The sequence below is a fragment of the Enterobacter sp. CPE_E863 genome (assembly GCF_046521465.1).
GTDB classification, from domain to species: domain Bacteria; phylum Pseudomonadota; class Gammaproteobacteria; order Enterobacterales; family Enterobacteriaceae; genus Enterobacter; species Enterobacter adelaidei.
On record NZ_JBKFZX010000001.1, the window covers coordinates 4,473,280 to 4,496,375 of the forward strand.

Consider the following 23,096-nt stretch of genomic DNA (forward strand, 5'->3'; position numbering starts at 1 on the left):
TCATTATTTACATAGGGAATTCTAATGATCGTCACAAAACGCACTTTGTTATGTTGCTAACTTACATAAAAAGCGCGTTATTCGCAGAGCCTTTAGTGAGCCTGATCCCAGTTTTCACCACTTCCGACTTCCACCAGCAACGGCACATCGAGTGTCATGCTGCTTTCCATCAGTTCGTGGATCTTCTTCGATACAGCGTCGAGGTCGTCTTTGTGCACTTCGAATACCAGTTCATCGTGAACCTGCATGATCATTTTCACGCGGGGCTTCTCTTTTTCCAGCCAGGCATCAACGGCGATCATCGCACGCTTAATGATGTCCGCCGCGGTACCTTGCATAGGGGCGTTGATTGCCGCACGTTCTGCACCCGCGCGGCGCGCGGCATTGCTGGATTTGATGTCCGGTAAGTAGAGACGGCGGCCATCGAGTGTTTCGACGTAACCTTTCTCTTTCGCCTGTGCGCGGGTACGTTCCATATATTCCAGCACGCCCGGATAACGCTCGAAGTAGAGATCCATATACTTCTGCGACTCTTTGCGTGGAATGTTGAGCTGGCGCGACAGACCAAATGCGCTCATACCGTAGATCAAACCAAAGTTGATCGCTTTGGCACTGCGGCGCTGTTCGTTGGTTACGCTATCCAGCGGCAAACCGAAGACTTCCGCCGCGGTTGCACGGTGGATATCCTTCCCTTCGGCAAACGCGGTCAGCAAGCCTTTGTCGCGGGACAGATGCGCCATAATACGTAGCTCAATTTGCGAGTAGTCTGCAGAGACGATCAGGTAGTCATCTGGAGCAATAAAAGCCTGACGGATTCGGCGGCCTTCTTCATTACGTACCGGAATGTTCTGCAGGTTTGGATCGGTTGAAGAGAGTCGACCCGTCGCCGCCACAGCCTGATGATACGACGTATGCACACGGCCCGTTTTCGGGTTGATCATCAGCGGGAGCTTATCAGTGTAAGTGGACTTCAGCTTCGCGAGACCCCGATACTCCAGAATCACTTTTGGCAGGGGGTAATCCAGTGCCAGCTCTTCAAGCACCTCTTCAGACGTCGACGGTGCACCACCAGGCGTTTTCTTCAGCGGCTTGATGCCCTGCTTTTCAAACAGGATGGTTTGTAGCTGTTTCGGCGACGAGAGGTTAAACGGTTCTCCAGCAAGCTCATGCGCTTTTTGCTCAAGCTCGGTCAGACGCTGCGCGAGCTCCCCGGAGTGGTTATGCAATACGGTTGGATCGATTTTAACGCCATTGCGCTCAATACGTGAAAGCACAGGCACCAGTGGCATCTCAATATGCTGGAATACGTTCAGCGGCCCTGCTTCTTTCTGAAGTTTTGGCCACATCTTCAGGTGCAATTGCAGGGTGACATCCGCGTCTTCCGCCGCATAGCGACCCGCCTCTTCGAGTGCAATCTGGTTGAAGGTAAGTTGATTTTTCCCTTTACCGGCAATCTCTTCGAAAGTGATGGTTTTATGTTTCAGCCAACGGTCTGATAAGGAATCCATATCATGGCGACCTGCAACACTGTCCAGAATGTAGGATTCCAGCATGGTGTCGAATGCAATACCGCGCAGCTCAATATCGTAGTTTTGCAGAATACCGCGATCGTACTTCAGGTTTTGTCCGACTTTGAGCGCCTTGTCGTCTTCCAGAATCGGCTTCAGCAGCTCAAGCACGCGTTCACGGGAGATCTGCGCCGGCGCATCCAGGTAATCGTGTGCAACAGGGACATAAGCCGCCATCCCCGGTTCAGTGGCAAATGACAGGCCCACCATATTGGCAGAGATGTTGTCGAGGCTGTCGGTTTCCGTGTCAAAGGCAAAGACCGGCGCTTTTTTCAGTTTCTCAATCCAGGCGATCAGCTGCGACTCTTCAAGAATCGTTTCGTAGTTGTCGAAGGACAAGGTTACGGCTTCTTCTTCGGCTTGTTCTTCAGCATCAACCACTATCGTCTCTTTCGGTTTTGCTGCTGGCTTAGCCCCTTTTGCCTGTAACCACTTGCCGCTTTCGACGTCGGTGATCCAGCGCTTGAATTCGTATTGCTTAAACAAGTTCAGCAGATCGTCAGCAGAAGGCTGCTGCACTTCCAGTTGCTCACAACCCAGTTCCAGTTCGACATCGGTTTTAATCGTTGCCAGCTTATAAGAGAGGTAAGCCACCTCTTTGTTATCTTGAAGTTTTCCGGCCATGGTTTTTGCACCACGGAAGGAGAGCCCGGCGATTTTATCCGATTCCGCGTACAGCGTATCCAGCCCGCCCAGCCCCTGAAGCAGCGCCTGTGCCGTTTTTTCACCGACACCAGGGACTCCTGGGATGTTATCCGACGAGTCGCCCATCAACGCGAGGAAGTCGATAATCAGCTCAGGCGGTACGCCATATTTTGTGACAACCTCTTCAGGCCCCAGAATGGTGTTGGTCATGGTGTTAATCAGGGTGATACCTGGCGTTACCAGCTGCGCCATATCTTTATCACCGGTGCTGATCAGCACCGGACGGCCCATTTTTTCAGCTTCACGCGCCAGCGTGCCGATGACGTCATCGGCTTCAACACCAGAGACCGCCAGCAGCGGCAGGCCCATCGCTTTCACCATGGCGTGCAGCGGCTCAATCTGCGCACGCAGATCGTCAGGCATTGGCGGACGGTGAGATTTGTAATGCTCAAACAACTCGTCGCGGAAGGTTTTGCCTTTGGCATCAAAGACCACCGCCGCATGGGTTGGCTGATACTGGAGTATCAGGCTGCGCAGCATGTTAAGCACGCCATACATCGCGCCGGTAGGTTCCCCTGCGCTATTGGTCAGAGGAGGAAACGCATGATACGCCCGATACAGGTAAGAAGAGCCGTCGACGAGAATAAGAGGGTTTTCTGGGATCTGAACCATAATGTCCGTGCCTTTAATCAATTTATGGCTAAAGGATGCCACAGAAGGATGAAAACATCAGTTATTAGCGCCAGATACAGGAAAAGATTTTACGATCGTGAAGATCTCTCGCAAAAAACAAACTGTGGATAAGTTTGTGTATATTTTCACTTCATATGAATAACAGACGCAAAAAATACATACGAGATATAATTTAGATCTTAATTATCATAATGTTATTTTGTTAGATCTCATCTGTATTACCCACTGATGACAATTTAGTCTATGTGGATATAAGCCCTGATTCGTGCAGAAGCGTAGCGAAATCTTCTGCAGTTGGGAAAAAGCCACCAACTCTCCGTGTGAAAGCGCCATTACTTCATCTGTTTTCTGGTAAAATCAGCGCCCAGCGCCGAATAGCCGGTCGCTCAATTACAGCTAACTATTTGAAAAAGCTAACCATGTCGAGATTGCTCGCTGCAATAACATTACTGTTAAGCATTATTTTAACGATTCTGGTGACTATCGCCTGTTCTGTGCCGATCATTGTCGCAGGAATGATTAAACTGTTGCTGCCTGTGCCTGTGGTGTGGCGAGCCGTGTCCACATTTTGTAATTTCATGATGTATTGCTGGTGTGAAGGGCTGGCGATCCTGTTGTACCTGAATCCGCAACTGAAGTGGGATGTTGAAGGGCTAGAGAGCCTCAACAAAAAGAACTGGTACCTGCTAATTTGCAATCACCACAGTTGGGCTGACATCGTGGTGTTATGTGTGCTTTTCCGTAAGCACATCCCGATGAACAAATACTTCCTGAAACAGCAGCTCGCCTGGGTTCCTTTCATCGGTCTGGCCTGCTGGGCGCTTGATATGCCGTTTATGAAACGCTACTCGCGCAGCTATTTGATCCGTCATCCGGAGCATCGCGGTAAGGACGTGGAGACCACGCGCCGTTCCTGTGAAAAGTTTCGCGCGCACCCAACAACCATCGTGAACTTTGTTGAAGGCTCCAGGTTTACTGAAGAGAAGCGTCAACAAACACGTTCTCCTTTTCAGAACCTGCTGCCGCCAAAAGCCGCAGGTATTGCGATGGCGCTTAACGTGCTGGGTGCTCAGTTCGATAAATTACTTAACGTTACCCTCTGCTACCCGGAAAACGATAAAACGCCGTTCTTCGATATGCTCAGCGGCAAGCTGACGCGCATTGTTGTACGTGTTGATCTGGTACCGATCGAGGCCGAATTACACGGTGACTACGTTAACGATAAGAATTTTAAACGTCGTTTCCAGTTATGGCTTAATACTCTCTGGAAAGAGAAAGACGAACAGATAGACAACATTAAATCTTCATACAAAAACGCCGGTCAGTGACCGGCGTTTTTACATCAACAATCTTACTTCTTCTCAACCAGGTATTTCACAGTATCTGCGTACTGCTGTACGAAGATATCCATGCTGCTGGTGTCCATGCCCTGCATGTTCAGCTGATACTTGCCATTAACAAACATCGCCGGAACACCCTGAAGCTGCAGGTCGGCAGCAGCTTTTTCCTGCTGGGCCACCAGAGATTTCACGACAAAGCTGTTCCATGCCGCGTCATAGTCTTCACCTTTCACACCCGCATCAACGAATACTTTACGGATATCCGCAGTGGTCTGAACGGTCTGGGTTTTCTGTACGCCTTCAAACATTGGGGAAGTGATCTTATCTTCCACGCCCAGCGCGATAGCAACTGCCCACGCCTGAGTCAGGTCTTTACCCAATGGACCCAGGAACTCAACGTGGTACTTAGTCATTTTGGTGCCTTCTGGCAGCTTTTTCTTCACGTTATCGGAAACATGCAAGACCTGCTCGAACTGATAGCAGTGTGGGCAATAGAACGAGAAGAACTCCAGAACCTGTGGCTCGCCAGCAACAGGCTTGTCCAGCGTGATGTACTGTTTTCCGTCGGTAAACTGCGCAGCAGAAGCGCTAAATGCCAGAATCATACCTGCCAGCGCCAGCCAAATTTTTTTCATGATTAACTTTCTCCTGGGTGTGTCCAATTAATACATCGGCGTTAATTGCAGAGGGGGCTCCTGAAGAACCTTAACCTGCTCAGTAAATGTAGATATCTGGCTGCGCCAGTAATCCTCTCCGGTAAGCCACGGGAAATTTCTAGGAAACGCGGGATCATCCCAACGCCTGATTAACCATGCGAGATAATAAACAAAACGCATCGCGCGTAAAGGTTCAATCAAGACAATTTCATCTGAATTAAACGGGCTAAATTCTTCATAAGCTTCAATAATGGTTTCAAGCTGCATGCGTTGCTCGGCTTTGTCGCCATTGAGCAGCATCCACAGGTCCTGAACCGCAGGCCCCATACGCGCATCATCGAGATCGACAAACAGCGGGCCATCACGCCAGAGAATATTTCCTGCGTGACAATCACCATGCAAACGCAGGACGGAAATATCATCGCGCCAGCTGGCTTTAACTGCCCCAATAAGTTTATCGGTGGCGCTGAGGAAACTATCCTTTAACGCTGTGGGGATCAGCGCAGAGGTTTCGAATACTTCGCGAGGTTCAAGAAGGTATTCCTGAATGCCGATAATCGGACGAGCAATAAAAGATTTTTTACGTCCCGTCTGATGTATACGTCCCAGATAGCGGGCCACCCACTCCATTTGATCAATATTATCCGCTTCAAACTGGCGACCCCCCAGGCTTGGGAAGACAGCGTAGTAGAACCCTTCGTGCATAAGGAGCGTTTGGTTATTGAATTTTAGCGGGGCGGCAACAGGTACATCATCATCCAGCAGATCATGAGCAAATTGATGCTCTTCCTGAATTTGTTCTGCTGACCAACGTTTAGGGCGATAGAACTTCACGACGAAGCGCTGACGCTCCTCATCCTGAAATTGATAGACGCGGTTTTCGTAGCTATTTAACGGCGTTAGCCCGGAATCCACCCGGATACCCTGTTCAAACAGGGCATCCATAATGGTATCCGGGTGTAATGTCTGGAAAGTAAAAGCCTGGTCGTTCATCCGATCATCCGGAAATTATACGAATGATTCAGGATATCATCTTGTGGCGATTTCGGTGCCGCCGCTTACAAGCTTTTACTCTTTAATTACGCCTCTGGCGCGCAGTAATGCGGTTTTAAAATCTTCCTCATAATCTTTCTGAATACCAGGAATAACAGCATCTTTAGCTGAGTCACGCATTTTAAGATGGTAGATCAGGATATCATCAGAAAGGTCTGCCAGTTCGCCGTCAAAACCTGACTCTTTCGCCAGTTTCTGTAAAAATTGCATCAGATTCAGCTCTGGCTCTTTTTGCCAGGCTGGCTGGAGGAGTTCAATGACTTCATTAAGACGTTTACATTTCATGGTGGTGCTCCTTTCATTTAGAGTGACACGTTAGCAGGGTCAATCCCACAATAAAAGAGGCGATATTCGTGAATCTTAACCAGGAAATCACTGGGGTCGTTCTGGCGGGTGGCAGAGCGACGCGAATGGGGGGAAAAGATAAGGGGCTTCAGCTTTTGAACGGTAAACCCTTGTGGCAATGTGTCGCTGATGCGCTTAAAGGCCAGGTGACGACAATGGTCATCAGTGCTAACAGGCATATTGAGACATACCAGCGCAGCGGCTACGCCGTTTATCAGGATAACCAGGCAAATTACCCAGGACCGCTGGCTGGTATGCTTTCGGTTATGCAGCAGTCGCCCGGAGAGTGGTTTATTTTCTGTCCTTGCGATACCCCGTTGATTCCGTCCTGTCTTGTCGAGCGTCTGGTGCGACTTCGTGGTGCAGCCCCCGTGGTCTGGGTACATGACGGTGAGCGTGATCATCCTGCTATCGCGTTGATGCACAGATTATTAGTACCTGCTCTTCAGGAGTACCTGATGGCGGGAGAGCGTAGGGTGATGGTCTTTATGCGTCAGTCTGGCGGCCATTCCATTGATTTCAGTGATATGAAGTCTGCGTTTGTGAACGTGAATACAACTGAAGATTTGCAGATGATGCAGGAGAAATGATGATACCTGTTCTGGCCATTTCCGCCTGGAGTGGGACCGGGAAAACCACGCTGTTGAAAAAACTCATACCTGCCCTTTGTGTCAGAGGTATACGCCCAGGATTGATCAAGCATACCCACCATAATACGGATGTCGATAAACCAGGCAAAGACAGCTATGAGTTGCGTAAAGCGGGTGCAGCGCAAACGATGGTAGCAAGTAGTCAGCGCTGGGCGCTGATGACAGAAACACCAGATGAGGCACCGCTGGATCTCGCTTACCTCGTCAGTCGAATGGATCATTCCACGCTGGATCTGGTGCTGGTTGAGGGTTTTAAGCATGAGGCCGTGCCTAAGATCCTGCTGTTCCGAAGCGATGCCGGGCATGATGTCAGCGAGTTAACGCTTGATGAGCATGTGATTGCCGTAGCCAGTGATATTGTGTTGCCGCTTGAGGTTCCGGTGCTCGATTTAAATGACGTGGATGGGATTGCGGAGTTTATTGTGGAGCGGAGTGCGATCTGACGACTTGCCGGGCGGTACTTCGCCTGTTTTTTTGCATATAAACGCAAAAAGGCCATCCTTCCGGATGGCCTCTTCACTTGTTTGATGCCTGGCAGTTCCCTACTCTCACATGGGGAGACCCCACACTACCATCGGCGCTACGGCGTTTCACTTCTGAGTTCGGCATGGGGTCAGGTGGGACCACCGCGCTAAAGCCGCCAGGCAAATTCTGTTAATCTGTATCAGAGCTGAAATTTGATTGTCTGTCTCTTCGCCGAAACAGCTTCGGCGTTGTAAGGTTAAGCCTCACGGTTCATTAGTATCGGTTAGCTCAACGCATCGCTGCGCTTACACACCCGACCTATCAACGTCGTAGTCTTCAACGTTCCTTCAGGACTCTCAAGGAGTCAGGGAGAACTCATCTCGGGGCAAGTTTCGTGCTTAGATGCTTTCAGCACTTATCTCTTCCGCATTTAGCTACCGGGCAGTGCCATTGGCATGACAACCCGAACACCAGTGATGCGTCCACTCCGGTCCTCTCGTACTAGGAGCAGCCCCCCTCAATTCTCCAGCGCCCACGGCAGATAGGGACCGAACTGTCTCACGACGTTCTAAACCCAGCTCGCGTACCACTTTAAATGGCGAACAGCCATACCCTTGGGACCTACTTCAGCCCCAGGATGTGATGAGCCGACATCGAGGTGCCAAACACCGCCGTCGATATGAACTCTTGGGCGGTATCAGCCTGTTATCCCCGGAGTACCTTTTATCCGTTGAGCGATGGCCCTTCCATTCAGAACCACCGGATCACTATGACCTGCTTTCGCACCTGCTCGAGCCGTCACTCTCGCAGTCAAGCTAGCTTATGCCATTGCACTAACCTCCTGATGTCCGACCAGGATTAGCTAACCTTCGTGCTCCTCCGTTACTCTTTGGGAGGAGACCGCCCCAGTCAAACTACCCACCAGACACTGTCCGCAACCCGGATTACGGGTCTACGTTAGAACACCAGCCATTAAAGGGTGGTATTTCAAGGTTGGCTCCATGCAGACTGGCGTCCACACTTCAAAGCCTCCCACCTATCCTACACATCAAGGACCAGTGTTCAGTGTCAAGCTATAGTAAAGGTTCACGGGGTCTTTCCGTCTTGCCGCGGGTACACTGCATCTTCACAGCGAGTTCAATTTCACTGAGTCTCGGGTGGAGACAGCCTGGCCATCATTACGCCATTCGTGCAGGTCGGAACTTACCCGACAAGGAATTTCGCTACCTTAGGACCGTTATAGTTACGGCCGCCGTTTACCGGGGCTTCGATCAAGAGCTTCGCGTTGCCGCTAACCCCATCAATTAACCTTCCGGCACCGGGCAGGCGTCACACCGTATACGTCCACTTTCGTGTTTGCACAGTGCTGTGTTTTTAATAAACAGTTGCAGCCAGCTGGTATCTTCGACTGATTTCAGCTCCACCCGCAGGGGCTTCACCTACATATCAGCGTGCCTTCTCCCGAAGTTACGGCACCATTTTGCCTAGTTCCTTCACCCGAGTTCTCTCAAGCGCCTTGGTATTCTCTACCTGACCACCTGTGTCGGTTTGGGGTACGATTTGATGTTACCTGATGCTTAGAGGCTTTTCCTGGAAGCAGGGCATTTGTTACTTCAGCACCGTAGTGCCTCGTCATCACACCTCAGCGTTAATAAGGTACCGGATTTACCTGGAACCTCCGCCTACATGCTTAAACCGGGACAACCGTCGCCCGGCTAACATAGCCTTCTCCGTCCCCCCTTCGCAGTAACACCAAGTACAGGAATATTAACCTGTTTCCCATCGACTACGCCTTTCGGCCTCGCCTTAGGGGTCGACTCACCCTGCCCCGATTAACGTTGGACAGGAACCCTTGGTCTTCCGGCGTGCGGGCTTTTCACCCGCATTATCGTTACTTATGTCAGCATTCGCACTTCTGATACCTCCAGCATCCCTCACAGGACACCTTCAACGGCTTACAGAACGCTCCCCTACCCAACAACACATAGTGTCGCTGCCGCAGCTTCGGTGCATGGTTTAGCCCCGTTACATCTTCCGCGCAGGCCGACTCGACCAGTGAGCTATTACGCTTTCTTTAAATGATGGCTGCTTCTAAGCCAACATCCTGGCTGTCTGTGCCTTCCCACATCGTTTCCCACTTAACCATGACTTTGGGACCTTAGCTGGCGGTCTGGGTTGTTTCCCTCTTCACGACGGACGTTAGCACCCGCCGTGTGTCTCCCGTGATAACATTCTTCGGTATTCGTAGTTTGCATCGGGTTGGTAAGCCGGGATGGCCCCCTAGCCGAAACAGTGCTCTACCCCGAAGATGAGTTCACGAGGCGCTACCTAAATAGCTTTCGGGGAGAACCAGCTATCTCCCGGTTTGATTGGCCTTTCACCCCCAGCCACAAGTCATCCGCTAATTTTTCAACATTAGTCGGTTCGGTCCTCCAGTTAGTGTTACCCAACCTTCAACCTGCCCATGGCTAGATCACCGGGTTTCGGGTCTATACCCTGCAACTTAACGCCCAGTTAAGACTCGGTTTCCCTTCGGCTCCCCTATACGGTTAACCTTGCTACAGAATATAAGTCGCTGACCCATTATACAAAAGGTACGCAGTCACACCACGAAGGTGCTCCCACTGCTTGTACGTACACGGTTTCAGGTTCTTTTTCACTCCCCTCGCCGGGGTTCTTTTCGCCTTTCCCTCACGGTACTGGTTCACTATCGGTCAGTCAGGAGTATTTAGCCTTGGAGGATGGTCCCCCCATATTCAGACAGGATACCACGTGTCCCGCCCTACTCTTCGAGTTCACAGCCTGTGCATTTTCGTGTACGGGACTATCACCCTGTACCGTCGGACTTTCCAGACCGTTCCACTAACACACAAGCTGATTCAGACTCTGGGCTGCTCCCCGTTCGCTCGCCGCTACTGGGGGAATCTCGGTTGATTTCTTTTCCTCGGGGTACTTAGATGTTTCAGTTCCCCCGGTTCGCCTCGTTAACCTATGTATTCAGTTAACGATAGTGTGACGAATCACACTGGGTTTCCCCATTCGGACATCGCCGGGTCAAAGGTTCATATCACCTCGCCGGCGCTTTTCGCAGATTAGCACGTCCTTCATCGCCTCTGACTGCCAGGGCATCCACCGTGTACGCTTAGTCGCTTAACCTCACAACCCGAAGATGTTTCTTTCGATTCATCATCGACTTGCGAAAATTTGAGAGACTCGAACACACATAACATGTGTGTCGTTTCAATTTTCAGCTTGATCCAGATTTTTAAAGAGCAAAACTTCGCAGTGCACCTTTTCAGGTTCACTCTGAAGTTTTCTTGGGTTCGCAGTAAAGGATGGTGGAGCTATGCGGGATCGAACCGCAGACCTCCTGCGTGCAAAGCAGGCGCTCTCCCAGCTGAGCTATAGCCCCATCGTTTGCAATCTCTGTACCGCTCATCCTTTAAAAGGAGTTTGGTAGGCCTGAGTGGACTTGAACCACCGACCTCACCCTTATCAGGGGTGCGCTCTAACCACCTGAGCTACAAGCCTGCAGAGATTTTTACTGCTGTTTTTCATCAGACAATCTGTGTGCACTACAAAGGCAGGTTCTTTAAGGTAAGGAGGTGATCCAACCGCAGGTTCCCCTACGGTTACCTTGTTACGACTTCACCCCAGTCATGAATCACAAAGTGGTAAGCGCCCTCCCGAAGGTTAAGCTACCTACTTCTTTTGCAACCCACTCCCATGGTGTGACGGGCGGTGTGTACAAGGCCCGGGAACGTATTCACCGTAGCATTCTGATCTACGATTACTAGCGATTCCGACTTCATGGAGTCGAGTTGCAGACTCCAATCCGGACTACGACGCACTTTATGAGGTCCGCTTGCTCTCGCGAGGTCGCTTCTCTTTGTATGCGCCATTGTAGCACGTGTGTAGCCCTACTCGTAAGGGCCATGATGACTTGACGTCATCCCCACCTTCCTCCAGTTTATCACTGGCAGTCTCCTTTGAGTTCCCGGCCGGACCGCTGGCAACAAAGGATAAGGGTTGCGCTCGTTGCGGGACTTAACCCAACATTTCACAACACGAGCTGACGACAGCCATGCAGCACCTGTCTCAGAGTTCCCGAAGGCACCAATCCATCTCTGGAAAGTTCTCTGGATGTCAAGAGTAGGTAAGGTTCTTCGCGTTGCATCGAATTAAACCACATGCTCCACCGCTTGTGCGGGCCCCCGTCAATTCATTTGAGTTTTAACCTTGCGGCCGTACTCCCCAGGCGGTCGACTTAACGCGTTAGCTCCGGAAGCCACGCCTCAAGGGCACAACCTCCAAGTCGACATCGTTTACGGCGTGGACTACCAGGGTATCTAATCCTGTTTGCTCCCCACGCTTTCGCACCTGAGCGTCAGTCTTTGTCCAGGGGGCCGCCTTCGCCACCGGTATTCCTCCAGATCTCTACGCATTTCACCGCTACACCTGGAATTCTACCCCCCTCTACAAGACTCTAGCCTGCCAGTTTCGAATGCAGTTCCCAGGTTGAGCCCGGGGATTTCACACCGACTTGACAGACCGCCTGCGTGCGCTTTACGCCCAGTAATTCCGATTAACGCTTGCACCCTCCGTATTACCGCGGCTGCTGGCACGGAGTTAGCCGGTGCTTCTTCTGCGGGTAACGTCAATTGCTGAGGTTATTAACCTCAACACCTTCCTCCCCGCTGAAAGTACTTTACAACCCGAAGGCCTTCTTCATACACGCGGCATGGCTGCATCAGGCTTGCGCCCATTGTGCAATATTCCCCACTGCTGCCTCCCGTAGGAGTCTGGACCGTGTCTCAGTTCCAGTGTGGCTGGTCATCCTCTCAGACCAGCTAGGGATCGTCGCCTAGGTGAGCCGTTACCCCACCTACTAGCTAATCCCATCTGGGCACATCTGATGGCAAGAGGCCCGAAGGTCCCCTCTTTGGTCTTGCGACGTTATGCGGTATTAGCTACCGTTTCCAGTAGTTATCCCCCTCCATCAGGCAGTTTCCCAGACATTACTCACCCGTCCGCCGCTCGTCACCCGAGAGCAAGCTCTCTGTGCTACCGCTCGACTTGCATGTGTTAGGCCTGCCGCCAGCGTTCAATCTGAGCCATGATCAAACTCTTCAATTTAAAAGTTTGATGCTCAATGAATTAAACTTCGTAATGAATTACGTGTTCACTCGTTGAGACTTGGTATTCATTTAGTGTCCGAAGACATTAAGAATCCATGTCACTTTGAGTGCCCACACAGATTGTCTGATAAATTGTTAAAGAGCAGTGCCGCTTCGTTTTCGCTGCGGCGCGGGGTGTGCATATTACGCTTTCCCGCTACAGAGTCAAGCGTTTATTTTGCTTTTCTCTGCTGACCCGGCGGCGTGTGTGCCGTTGTTCCGTGTCAGTGGAGGCGCATTATAGGGAGTTATTCCGACGTGACAAGAGGAAATTTAAAAAAAGTTTTCATCCGTGTCTTTTTTCACCAACAGCGATGAAATCAAGCTACAAATTGTTCTATTTGATGTATCTGCAACCACAATCACACTCGAGGTGGCATAATTATCAGCATGAATCTTTAAGGAATAAAAGCGATGCCATTAAGCGCACAACAGCTGGCCGCCCAAAAAAACCTGTCGTATGTGCTGGCAGAGAAGCTGGCTCAGCGGATTTTAGCGGGTAAATATGCCCCAGGCAGCATCCTGCCGGGTGAAATGGAGCTGGGTGAGCAGTTTGGAGTGAGTCGTACAGCAGTTCGTGAAGCGGTGAAAACCCTAACGGCAAAAGGTATGGTGCTTCCACGTCCCCGCATCGGCACACGTGTCATGCCACAGAGTAACTGGAATTTTCTCGATCAGGAGCTGCTCTCCTGGTGGATGACGGAAGATAACTTTCATCAGGTTGTCGATCACTTTCTGGTGATGCGCAGCAGTCTTGAACCACAGGCGTGCCTGCTTGCCGCCACGCTTGGAACGGCAGAACAGAAAGCACAGCTCAACGCGTTAATGGAAGAGATGGTGTTCCTGAAAAAGCACTTCAACCGGGAACGCTGGGTTGAGGTCGATATGGCCTGGCATGAACATATCTATATGATGAGTGCCAATCCGTTCCTCACCTCTTTTGCTTCTTTATTTCATTCGGTGTACCACACTTACTTTACCTCTATTACACAAGACGAAGTGGTTAAACTGGATTTGCATCAGGCGATAGTGGATGCCATTCAGGAAAGCGACGGGCAGCGAGCCCTGAGTGCGTGCCAGGCATTGCTGGCCGCGCCAACCCACCAGCAGGTAAATAAATGACAAAGAAAAAAGCGCGCAGCATGGCCGGATTGCCGTGGATTGCAGCCATGGCGTTTTTTATGCAGGCACTGGATGCCACCATCCTCAACACAGCGCTTCCCGCTATTGCGCAAAGCCTTAACCGCTCCCCGCTGGCGATGCAGTCCGCCATCATTAGCTACACCCTGACGGTCGCGATGTTAATTCCGGTCAGCGGCTGGCTGGCCGACCGCTTCGGCACCCGCAGAGTTTTCATGTTGGCCGTAACGCTCTTTACGCTCGGCTCGCTGGCTTGTGCGCTCTCCTCATCCTTAACGGAGCTGGTTATCTTCCGCGTATTACAAGGTATTGGCGGAGCGATGATGATGCCCGTGGCACGCCTTGCCTTGCTGCGAGCCTATCCTCGAAGCGAACTGCTTCCCGTGCTCAACTTCGTCACCATGCCAGGCCTGGTTGGCCCGATACTTGGCCCGGTACTAGGTGGTGTGTTTGTCACCTGGGCAAGCTGGCACTGGATCTTCCTGATTAATATTCCTATTGGCGTTGCCGGGCTGCTGTATGCCCGCAAATATATGCCGAACTTCACCACGCCAAGACGCAGCTTCGACATGGGAGGCTTTTTCCTGTTTGGACTGAGCCTGGTGCTCTTCTCAAGCGGGATGGAACTGTTTGGTGAGAAGATCGTAGCAACATGGATTGCGCTCTCCGTCATCCTCAGCGGTATTCTGCTGTTCCTTCTTTATATACGTCACGCGCGCCGTCACCCGACACCGTTAATCTCACTCGGACTCTTTAACACCCGAACGTTTTCCGTAGGGATTGCAGGCAACATTGCGTCACGTCTGGGGACGGGTTGCGTACCGTTTCTGATGCCATTGATGCTGCAGGTCGGTTTCGGCTACCCGGCACTGATTGCTGGCTGCATGATGGCGCCCACGGCAATGGGCTCGATTCTGGCAAAATCAACGGTTACACAGGTGCTGCGCTGGTTTGGCTATCGTAAGACGCTGGTTGGCGTAACGGTCTTTATCGGTCTGATGATTGCGCAGTTCTCTCTGCAATCCGCCGCCCTTCCCGTATGGATGTTGATCCTGCCGTTATTTGTGCTGGGCATGGCGATGTCAACGCAGTTTACGTCGATGAATACCATCACGCTGGCAGATCTGACGGACGAGAACGCCAGCAGCGGCAACAGCGTGCTGGCGGTGACGCAACAGCTGTCGATCAGTCTTGGGGTGGCCGTAAGTGCGGCGGTACTGCGGTTTTATGAAGGTTTTGACAGCACGAATACCGTCGAGCAATTTCACTATACGTTTATCACGATGGGCGTTCTCACCGTCGTTTCAGCGCTGGTCTTTATGCTGTTAAAACCGAAAGACGGCCGCAACCTGATCAAAGAACGCCATAAAGCAAAGTCTAAGCCGAACCGCGTTCCATCAGAACAGGAGTAAGCTGCAGGCGTTGCTGTTGCAGCGTGGGCTGCGCCATACGGTGGATCAACACATCGATGGCCAGCTCGCCCAGTTCATCCTTCGGCTGATGAATCGTGGTCAGCGGTGGGGTCATGTAGCTAGCCAGTTCGATATCATCGTAACCAATTACCGCCATATCATCCGGAACGCGCAAGCCTGCCTGATATAACGCCTGATAGGCGCCAAATGCCATGGCATCGTTGCCGATAAAGACGGCCTGCGGACGCTGCGGCTGCGCCAGCAAGGTCTGCATCGCTTCAAAGCCACCGTGAAACTCAAAATCACCGGTAATACGGTCGCCTTCTGGCACAGAAAGCCCCGCCCGGGCCATAGCAGAGAGATACCCTTCCAGACGCAAACGCGCCGGGGTTTTATCCAGCGGACCGGTAATACAGGCAATGCGGGTGTAACCTTTATCGATCAGATACTGGGTGGCCATGTCGCCCCCCAGCAGGGAGTTATCCTGAATCAGATCGCTGGTACCGTCGAACGGTGCCCAGTCCATCATCACCGTGGGAATAGAGGGATAACGCTGGATAATCTCTTTCGAGGGCTGGTGTGTTTCGGTACAGAGCAGCAGTAGCCCGTCGACGCGTTTTTGCATCAGCGTCTCCAGGTTGCGGTTCATTCTCTGCTCGTCACCTTCGGTATTGCACAGCACCAGGCTGTAGCCACGCTCGAAGCAACTACGCTCTACACCTCGCACAAGCTCAGAATAGAAAGGGTTGGTACTGGCCGTAATCAGCATACCAATAGTGCGCGTCTGGTTGAGCTTAAGACTACGCGCCAGTGCAGATGGCGCATAGTTGAGTTCTTTTACCGCAGCTTCGACTTTCTCCCGAATCGCCTCGCTGACGAAGCGATCGTTGTTTATAACGTGAGAGACCGTCGAGGTAGAAACACCCGCCATGCGGGCGACATCTTTCATTGTTGCCAAGCGTTACCCCTGCTGACTTAAGAATTCATCGATCTCTTTACGCCACGGAACGGAAGGCTGGGCCCCTTTGCGCGTCACGGCAATCGCGGCAGCAGCATGTGCAAAACGGATCGCATCATCCATTCGCTTGCCTTCCAGTAGCGCGGTCACCAGCGCACCATTGAAGGTGTCTCCAGCAGCGATGGTGTCAATCGCTTTCACCTTAAAGCCCGGCACTCGACGGCCTTCGCCATTGACGCTTGCCCACACCCCACGGCTACCAAGGGTGATAATCACGGTACCGATGCCTTTATCATGCAATGCACGTGCAGCTCGCGCGGCATCGTCATCATTTTCGACATGAATGCCCGTCAGCTTTTCCGCTTCGGTTTCGTTTGGCGTAATGATGTCCACCAGCGCCAGCAGCTCGTCTGATAATACACGGGCAGGAGCGGGATTAAGTACGACAGTGGTATGATTTTCATGCGCAATTTTGGCGGCGGCCAGCACGCTTTCAACCGGTGACTCCAGTTGCATCAGCAACGCTTCGGCATTCGCAATGATCTCACGTTGCGCTTCTACGCGCTCCGTTGTCAGAGCAGCGTTGGCACCAGCATGAATACCGATGACATTCTCACCTTCTGCGTTGACGAAAATCAGCGCCACGCCGGTAGATTCCCCTGCAACCACGCTGACCGGTGCGATATCGATATTATCGCTCGCCAGCTGTTTGCGTACGCGCTCACCGGTATCGTCATCACCCGTGCAGGCGATAAACGCAATATTCGCCCCACTGCGACCGGCGGCGACGGCCTGGTTTGCACCTTTACCGCCAAATGCCACCTGATACTGGTTACCCGTGACCGTTTCGCCCGGTGTAGGGAATGATTCAAGGTTAAGAATGTGATCGGCATTGATACTGCCAAGGACGACGAGGTTGCCTGCGGTTTTCATGGTTGGGTTGTCCATCTGAGAGCGCCACCGGTGTTACCCGGTGGCGTATGCCACACTTTTCTTTATTGGTGTCCCTCAGGCAGCCGCTGGCTGCCTGATTCGCCTTTTACTGCTTGATGACCAGTTTCAGGTCAACAGGGTATTTGGCCTGAACTTTTTCGCCCTTCAGCACTTTGTCGGCAGTTTCAACGCCAGTCGCGCCAATCTGCTCCGGCAACTGAGCGATGGTCGCAGCCAGTTTGCCATCGTTTACTGCTTTTTCACCATCCGGCGTACCGTCAAATCCGACAACCATCACATCAGATTTACCTGCAGTCTGCAGGGCACGCAGCGCACCCAGTGCCATTTCGTCGTTCTGCGCGAATACTGCCTGCACGTCAGGATGTGCGGTCAGCAGGTTCTGCATCACGTTCAGACCTTTAGTACGGTCGAAATCGGCAGGCTGGCTGGCCAGGACGTTAAATTTGTGTGCAGCAACGGCCTGCTGGAAGCCTTCGCCACGTTCACGGGCAGCAGAGGTACCCGCGATACCCTGTAATTCGATAACTTTCGCGCCTTCTCCGGCTTTCTTCGCGATGTAATCACCCGCGATTTTACCGCCCAGCACGTTATCAGACGCAATGTGGCTGACCACGTCACCTTTAGAGGCCTGACGGTCCAGGGTGATCACCGGGATCTTCACCTGGTTTGCCATTTTAACGGCATTACCTACGGCATCAGAATCAGTTGGGTTGATCAGCAGAATTTTGGTACCACGAACGGTTAAGTCCTGAACGTTAGCCAGCTCTTTCGCCGGGTTGTTCTGGGAATCCAGCACCACCAGGTTGTAGCCCAGTTTGTCCGCTTCTTTCTGCGCGCCATCCTTCAGAGAGACGAAGAACGGGTTGTTCAGCGTGGAGATAACCAGCGCGATGGTGTCTTTCGCCATAGCGTTAGCACTTACGGTTGCGCTCAGCGCGACAGCAGAAACCAGGGTAGCCAGTTTTTTCATGTTCATATCTAAGATGTCCTGTAGTGTCGTCAGTTACTGTTTTTTGTTGTCTACCAGTACCGCCAGCAAAATCACCACTGCCTTAACGATCATCTGGTAATAGGAGGAAACACCTAACAAATTCAAACCATTATTCAGGAAACCGAGAATCAGTGCGCCGATCAATGTCCCAACAATGCGACCTTTACCACCCGCAAGACTCGTACCGCCCAGAACCACTGCCGCAATGGCATCCAGCTCATAACCCGTGCCCGCCGTTGGCTGCGCGGAGGAGAGGCGCGCCACTTCGATGATGCCTGCCAGAGAAGCCAGCAAGCCGCACAGGGAATAAACGATAATTTTAACTTTATTGACGCTAATCCCGGACAAACGCGTTGCCGCTTCGTTACCGCCCAGCGCATAGATATAACGACCCAGACGGGTGTGATGCAGCATGTACCACGCCGCCAGGAAGACGATAGCCATGATCCAGACCGGGGTCGGAATACCCAGCGGGCGGCCGATACCGAACCAGCCAAACAGATCGGCGTTATCGGTAAAGCCGGTGTTCACCGGGCTGCCGTTGGTGTAAACCATGGTCACACCGCGCAGCAACAGCATCATCACCAGCGTCGCGATGAACGCCTGAACACGCCCTTTCGCCACAATCACGCCGGTCACGGCACCGATTGCCGCCCCAGCAGCCAGCGCTGCAGCCACGGCCACCAGCGCGTTAACCTCAACACCAACAAGGGAAGCGGCGATCGCACCGGTGAGCGCCAGCAGGGAACCAACGGACAGATCGATCCCTGAGGTCAAAATCACCAGCGTCATCCCGACCGCCATAATGGCGTTTACAGAAGTCTGCTGAAGGATATTGAACAGGTTATTAACGGTGAAAAAGTTCGGACTCATGGTCGACACAATCGCGATCAGCACCAGCAGGGCAATCAGCGATTTTTGTTCCATCAGCCATGCCTTTGTGAAATAACGGCGACCAGAAACAGCCTGGGTAGTCATCTTCTTACTCCTGATTCACGCGATTAAGCTTGCCCACAGCGGCAGCCATCAGAACTTCCTGGGTGGCCTGCTCGCGAGTGAATTCACCGCCGAGATGCCCTTCATGCATGACGATAATGCGATCGCTCATGCCTAATACTTCTGGCATCTCGGAAGAGACCAGAATGATGCTCAGACCGTCGGCCTTGAACTGGTTAATCAGCTGATAGATCTCTTTCTTCGCGCCGACATCCACACCGCGGGTGGGTTCATCGAGGATTAGCACTTTCGGGCGCGTCATCAGACCACGCGCAATCGCCACCTTCTGCTGATTACCACCGGACAACAGGCCAATTGCCTGCTCCATCGACGGTGTTTTGACGTTAAACAGACGGATAAAATCGCTGACCGCCTGCTGTTCGTCTTTGTGTTTCAGCGTACCGCCGCTGTGACTGAAATAGCGCAGTGCGGTAAGCGACATGTTCTCTTTCACCGACATGCCCAGCACTAAGCCATCGCGCTTACGGTCTTCAGAAATATAGACAATGCCATTCGCCAGACCATCTTGCGGAGAGCGGGTGACCACTTCATGACCGTCGAGGGTGACATAACCGCTGGTGCGCGGCAGTGCGCCGTACAACACTTTCATCAGCTCGGTACGCCCAGCGCCCATCAGCCCCGCCACACCGAGGATTTCCCCCTGACGCAGGGTAAAGGTCACATCGTTCACACCTGGACCGCAGAGGTTGTCCACCTTCAGGCGGATCTCACCCGGCGCTTTATCCAGATGCGGGTATTGATCTTCGAGCTTACGTCCCACCATCATTTCGATGAGCGTATCTTCGGTCAGCGTGGCGACTTCGCGCTCGGCAATAAACTGTCCGTCGCGGAAAACGGTGACGTCATCGCAGATTTCGAAGATCTCTTTCATGCGGTGAGAGATATAGACAATCCCGCGCCCCTGCGATTTCAGCTCGCGGATAACGCGGAACAGGGATTCGGTTTCGGTATCGGTCAGGGCGTCAGTCGGTTCATCCATAATGATGACCTTCGACTCAAAACTCAGCACTTTCGCGATTTCCACCATCTGCTGATCGCCAATGGAAAGTTCACCCACCAGTCGGTCGCTCTTAAAGCGCAGGTTCAGCTTCGCCAGCAGCTTATCCGCTTCGGCATACATGGTTTTCCAGTCGATTTTGCCGAACCGGTTTACGAACTCGCGGCCCAGGAAGATATTCTCCGCAATGGTCAGCTGCGGGATCAGGTTCAGCTCCTGGTGAATAATACCGATACCCGCTTCCTGAGAGGATTTCGGGCCATTGAAGGTGGTCTCTTTACCCAGCCAGACGAGTGAACCGGCATCACGTTGGTAGATACCGGTCAGCACTTTCATCATGGTGGATTTGCCAGCGCCGTTTTCGCCCACCAGCGCCATCACGCGCCCGGGGTAGACGTTCAGCGCCGCACCGGAGAGGGCTTTTACGCCCGGGAACGACTTATCGATCCCTTTGAGTTGCAGTAATGCGTCCATGATGGCCTCAGAAGGTGACGCCAGCACAGAGAATGATATTCGCATACGGGGAACACTCCCCGCTGCGAATCACCGCCTGACTGTCTGCGGTTTGTTGTTTGAACTGCTCGTGCGTTGTGTAACGAATTTCTATGGTGTTTCCCTGGTGTTGTTGCAGTTGCTCAATATGGCTGAGCAACGTTTCGTGGAGTTGCGGATTATGTTGTTTGATTTCCGCCGCGAGAATGGCCGCCTCAACCTGCATCTCCGCCGTCACGACTTCCAGTACCTGCATAAACGAAGGAACACCCTGCGTTAACGCCATATCAATACGGGTTGTGCTACGCGGAACCGGTAAGCCTGCATCGCAAACCACCAGCGTATCGGTATGCCCAAGACGGGAAATAACCGACGAGATTTCTGAGTTGAGTACAGTGCCTTTCTTCATTTTCTTGCTCCACTAGCGAAACGTTTCGCTAAAATCAGTTTAGTCTCAACGGTGTTCAGAAAACCACCATGACGTAACAGATTTGTGATCGACGTCGAAACGTTTCGCTAAGTGAAATGTAGAGACAATTATGGTGGGTAGGCAGGGGGGTTTGTAAGCCGGGTAAGCGCAACGCCACCCGGCATTTAATGCAGGCTTAAATCTCGACCTGTGTACCCAGCTCAATCACTCGGTTAGGCGGGATCTCAAACTGGTCAGGCGCACGCAGGGCGTTACGTTGCAGGATAAGGTACAACTTGCCGCGCAGGCGCAGATACCACGGACGCTTGCCAATAATCAGTGACTCGTGTGACATGAAGAATGACGTCTCCATCATCCGGCAGCTCAGCCCTTCCAGGCCGCAGCGGTGGAAGACCTCTTCCACGTTTGGCGTTTCACGCCAGCCGTAGCTTGCCACCACGCGCCAGAAGGTAGGCGACAATTGCTCAATCTGAACACGACGCACATTGTGAACATACGGTGCATCTTCGGTGCGCAACGTCAGCAGAATCACACGCTCGTGCAATACCTTGTTGTGCTTAAGATTATGCATCAACGCAAACGGGATCACGTTCAAGGCACGAGACATGTACACCGCAGTTCCCGGTACACGCACTGGCGGGGATTTCTCCAGCGACGCAATCATCGCCTCCAGAGAATTCCCGTGTTCGTGCATACGACGCAGCAGACGGAAGCGCTCGCTTTTCCATGTGGTCATGACAATAAACATCACCAGACCCAGCGTCAGCGGTAGCCAGCCACCGGAAACAATCTTGTCGAGGTTCGCGGAGAACAGCGGCACGTCGATACACAGGAAGCCCACCAGAATCATCGCCACGAGGAATTTATTCCAGTGCCAGTTTCGGTACGCGACCGTTGTGGAGAGGATCGACGTCAGTACCATGGTACCGGTGACCGCAATACCGTACGCCGCCGCCAGGTTGCTGGAATGCTCGAAGCTGACGATGACGATCACCACAGCGAAATAGAGCAGCCAGTTAACGAACGGAATGTAGATCTGGCCCGACTCCATCTCTGAGGTATGGATGATGCGCATAGGTGAGAGATACCCCAGACGCACGGCCTGGCGCGTCAGAGAAAACACGCCTGAAATCACCGCCTGAGAGGCAATGACGGTCGCCAGCGTCGCCAGAATCAGCATCGGTACCAGTGCCCAGTCAGGGGCCAGCAGGAAGAATGGGTTCTTTATCGCTTCCGGATTTTTGAGCAACAGCGCGCCCTGGCCGAAGTAGTTCAGCACCAGAGACGGCAGTACCACAATAAACCAGGCCACGCGGATAGGCAGTTTCCCGAAGTGTCCCATGTCAGCATACAGCGCTTCAACGCCGGTGATGGAGAGCACAACCGCCCCCAGCGCCACGAAGGAAACCACTTTGTATTCGAGGAAGAAATTCACGGCCCAGTAGGGGTTTAGCGCTTGCAGCACTTCCGGGTTAGCAATAATGCTGCGTAAACCAAGCGCCGCCAGGATCAGGAACCAGGCCAGCATAATCGGCGCGAACAGTTTCCCCACCAGCCCGGTACCGTGCTTCTGGATCATAAACAGCAGCGTCAGGACAATAATGGCCAGAGGAACAACCCAGGAATCAAGCTGCGGGGCAATAATCTCCAGCCCCTCTATCGCCGAAAGCACTGAGATAGCAGGCGTGATGACGACTTCCCCATAGAAGAAACTGCCGCCAATCAGGCCGATGATGACCAGCACCGACGTCATTCTGGCTGACGTGTTACGCCCGGCAAGGGACATCAGGGTCAGGATACCGCCTTCGCCTGCGTTATCAGCGCGCATAACAAAGGAGAGATATTTAACAGAAACTACCAGGATCAGCAGCCAGAAGATGAGGGACAGGAAGCCAAATACGGCATCGCGTTCAACACCAAAGCCAAACTGGCCGGACAGACATTCACGAAGCGTATAAAGCGGGCTGGTGCCGATATCACCGTAGACAACCCCGATCGCCGCAAGCGTAATTGCGGGTAATGATTGCTTATTATCAGTGCTCATAGACTAGTCTTTTCGTTTAAATAACAAATGTGTTCCTGGTCCCTTGGTCCACAAAAAGCGCACAGTATG

The 23,096-nt window shown here is 52.4% G+C and carries 16 protein-coding genes, 2 tRNA genes and 3 rRNA genes; 5 read left to right on the plus strand and 16 right to left on the minus strand.

Annotated elements, in window-relative coordinates; translation table 11 throughout:
* Positions 1-92: 92 nt before the first annotated feature.
* The gene (gene polA / locus ACLHV8_RS21955; protein WP_208594711.1) at positions 93-2,885 is read right to left on the minus strand and encodes a DNA polymerase I; all 2,793 of its coding nucleotides are present in this window, start codon (positions 2,883-2,885) and stop codon (positions 93-95) included.
* Positions 2,886-3,325: 440 nt separating this feature from the next.
* Between polA and ACLHV8_RS21960 the strand changes: the two genes are divergently transcribed.
* Positions 3,326-4,234, plus strand: coding sequence for an acyltransferase (locus tag ACLHV8_RS21960; RefSeq protein ID WP_028018157.1), 909 nt, complete (start codon positions 3,326-3,328; stop codon positions 4,232-4,234).
* A gap of 23 nt (positions 4,235-4,257) precedes the next feature.
* Here the strand turns inward: ACLHV8_RS21960 and dsbA are convergent, their stop codons facing one another.
* The 3 genes from dsbA to ACLHV8_RS21975 form a co-directional block, all read right to left on the minus strand.
* On the minus strand, positions 4,258-4,881 hold the full coding sequence (gene dsbA / locus ACLHV8_RS21965) for a thiol:disulfide interchange protein DsbA (protein ID WP_028018158.1): 624 nt from the start codon (positions 4,879-4,881) through the stop codon (positions 4,258-4,260).
* Positions 4,882-4,908: 27 nt separating this feature from the next.
* Positions 4,909-5,895, minus strand: coding sequence for a serine/threonine protein kinase (locus ACLHV8_RS21970; RefSeq protein ID WP_028018159.1), 987 nt, complete (start codon positions 5,893-5,895; stop codon positions 4,909-4,911).
* Between the two features lie 75 nt (positions 5,896-5,970).
* Positions 5,971-6,240: a YihD family protein gene (locus ACLHV8_RS21975; RefSeq protein ID WP_003861904.1), complete on the minus strand. Its 270-nt coding sequence runs from the start codon at positions 6,238-6,240 to the stop codon at positions 5,971-5,973.
* Positions 6,241-6,308: 68 nt separating this feature from the next.
* On the opposite strand from ACLHV8_RS21975, the gene mobA reads away from it, so the two are divergent.
* Together mobA and mobB are read left to right on the plus strand one after the other, a co-directional pair.
* Positions 6,309-6,890: a molybdenum cofactor guanylyltransferase MobA gene (mobA, locus tag ACLHV8_RS21980; protein ID WP_208594712.1), complete on the plus strand. Its 582-nt coding sequence runs from the start codon at positions 6,309-6,311 to the stop codon at positions 6,888-6,890.
* Complete coding sequence (gene mobB, locus ACLHV8_RS21985; RefSeq protein ID WP_208594713.1) at positions 6,890-7,393, plus strand: molybdopterin-guanine dinucleotide biosynthesis protein MobB; 504 nt, start codon at positions 6,890-6,892, stop codon at positions 7,391-7,393. Before mobA ends, mobB begins: the two co-directional genes overlap by 1 nt.
* Before the next feature lie 86 nt (positions 7,394-7,479).
* On the opposite strand, the gene rrf is transcribed toward mobB, so the two are convergent.
* The 5 genes from rrf to ACLHV8_RS22010 form a co-directional block, all read right to left on the minus strand.
* Positions 7,480-7,595 (minus strand): 5S ribosomal RNA (gene rrf / locus ACLHV8_RS21990).
* A gap of 72 nt (positions 7,596-7,667) precedes the next feature.
* Positions 7,668-10,571, minus strand: a 23S ribosomal RNA gene (locus tag ACLHV8_RS21995).
* A 180-nt stretch (positions 10,572-10,751) separates the two neighbouring features.
* A tRNA-Ala gene (locus ACLHV8_RS22000) sits at positions 10,752-10,827 on the minus strand.
* Positions 10,828-10,869: 42 nt separating this feature from the next.
* Positions 10,870-10,946: transfer RNA gene (locus tag ACLHV8_RS22005), tRNA-Ile, on the minus strand.
* A gap of 67 nt (positions 10,947-11,013) precedes the next feature.
* A 16S ribosomal RNA gene (locus tag ACLHV8_RS22010) occupies positions 11,014-12,551 on the minus strand.
* The 16S, 23S and 5S rRNA genes sit together here with 2 tRNA genes alongside, the layout of an rRNA operon.
* A gap of 455 nt (positions 12,552-13,006) precedes the next feature.
* On the opposite strand from ACLHV8_RS22010, the gene ACLHV8_RS22015 reads away from it, so the two are divergent.
* Both ACLHV8_RS22015 and mdtD read left to right on the plus strand, forming a co-directional pair.
* Positions 13,007-13,714 carry a FadR/GntR family transcriptional regulator gene (locus ACLHV8_RS22015; protein ID WP_028017749.1) on the plus strand — a complete coding sequence of 236 codons (708 nt, stop codon included), beginning with the start codon at positions 13,007-13,009 and terminating at the stop codon, positions 13,712-13,714.
* Positions 13,711-15,144: a multidrug transporter subunit MdtD gene (mdtD, locus tag ACLHV8_RS22020; RefSeq protein WP_128348457.1), complete on the plus strand. Its 1,434-nt coding sequence runs from the start codon at positions 13,711-13,713 to the stop codon at positions 15,142-15,144. The genes ACLHV8_RS22015 and mdtD overlap by 4 nt, the downstream gene beginning before the upstream one ends.
* On the opposite strand, the gene rbsR is transcribed toward mdtD, so the two are convergent.
* From rbsR to kup, 7 genes are all read right to left on the minus strand, one after another.
* Positions 15,110-16,102 (minus strand): ribose operon transcriptional repressor RbsR, encoded by a 993-nt coding sequence (gene rbsR, locus ACLHV8_RS22025; protein WP_208594888.1) that lies wholly within the window; start codon positions 16,100-16,102, stop codon positions 15,110-15,112. The genes mdtD and rbsR overlap by 35 nt on opposite strands.
* Positions 16,103-16,105: 3 nt before the next feature.
* A complete protein-coding gene (gene rbsK, locus ACLHV8_RS22030) occupies positions 16,106-17,035 on the minus strand; it encodes a ribokinase (RefSeq protein ID WP_208594889.1) in 930 nt (309 codons plus the stop codon).
* Between the two features lie 106 nt (positions 17,036-17,141).
* Entirely contained in the window at positions 17,142-18,032 is an 891-nt protein-coding gene (gene rbsB / locus ACLHV8_RS22035) for a ribose ABC transporter substrate-binding protein RbsB (protein WP_208594887.1), read from the minus strand.
* A 27-nt stretch (positions 18,033-18,059) separates the two neighbouring features.
* The gene (rbsC, locus tag ACLHV8_RS22040) at positions 18,060-19,025 is read right to left on the minus strand and encodes a ribose ABC transporter permease (protein WP_028017754.1); all 966 of its coding nucleotides are present in this window, start codon (positions 19,023-19,025) and stop codon (positions 18,060-18,062) included.
* A gap of 4 nt (positions 19,026-19,029) precedes the next feature.
* A complete protein-coding gene (gene rbsA, locus ACLHV8_RS22045) occupies positions 19,030-20,535 on the minus strand; it encodes a ribose ABC transporter ATP-binding protein RbsA (protein ID WP_128348491.1) in 1,506 nt (501 codons plus the stop codon).
* Positions 20,536-20,542: 7 nt separating this feature from the next.
* Positions 20,543-20,962 (minus strand): D-ribose pyranase, encoded by a 420-nt coding sequence (gene rbsD, locus ACLHV8_RS22050; RefSeq protein ID WP_003862392.1) that lies wholly within the window; start codon positions 20,960-20,962, stop codon positions 20,543-20,545.
* A gap of 196 nt (positions 20,963-21,158) precedes the next feature.
* Positions 21,159-23,027, minus strand: coding sequence for a low affinity potassium transporter Kup (kup, locus tag ACLHV8_RS22055; protein WP_028017756.1), 1,869 nt, complete (start codon positions 23,025-23,027; stop codon positions 21,159-21,161).
* Between the last annotated feature and the right edge of the window lie 69 nt (positions 23,028-23,096).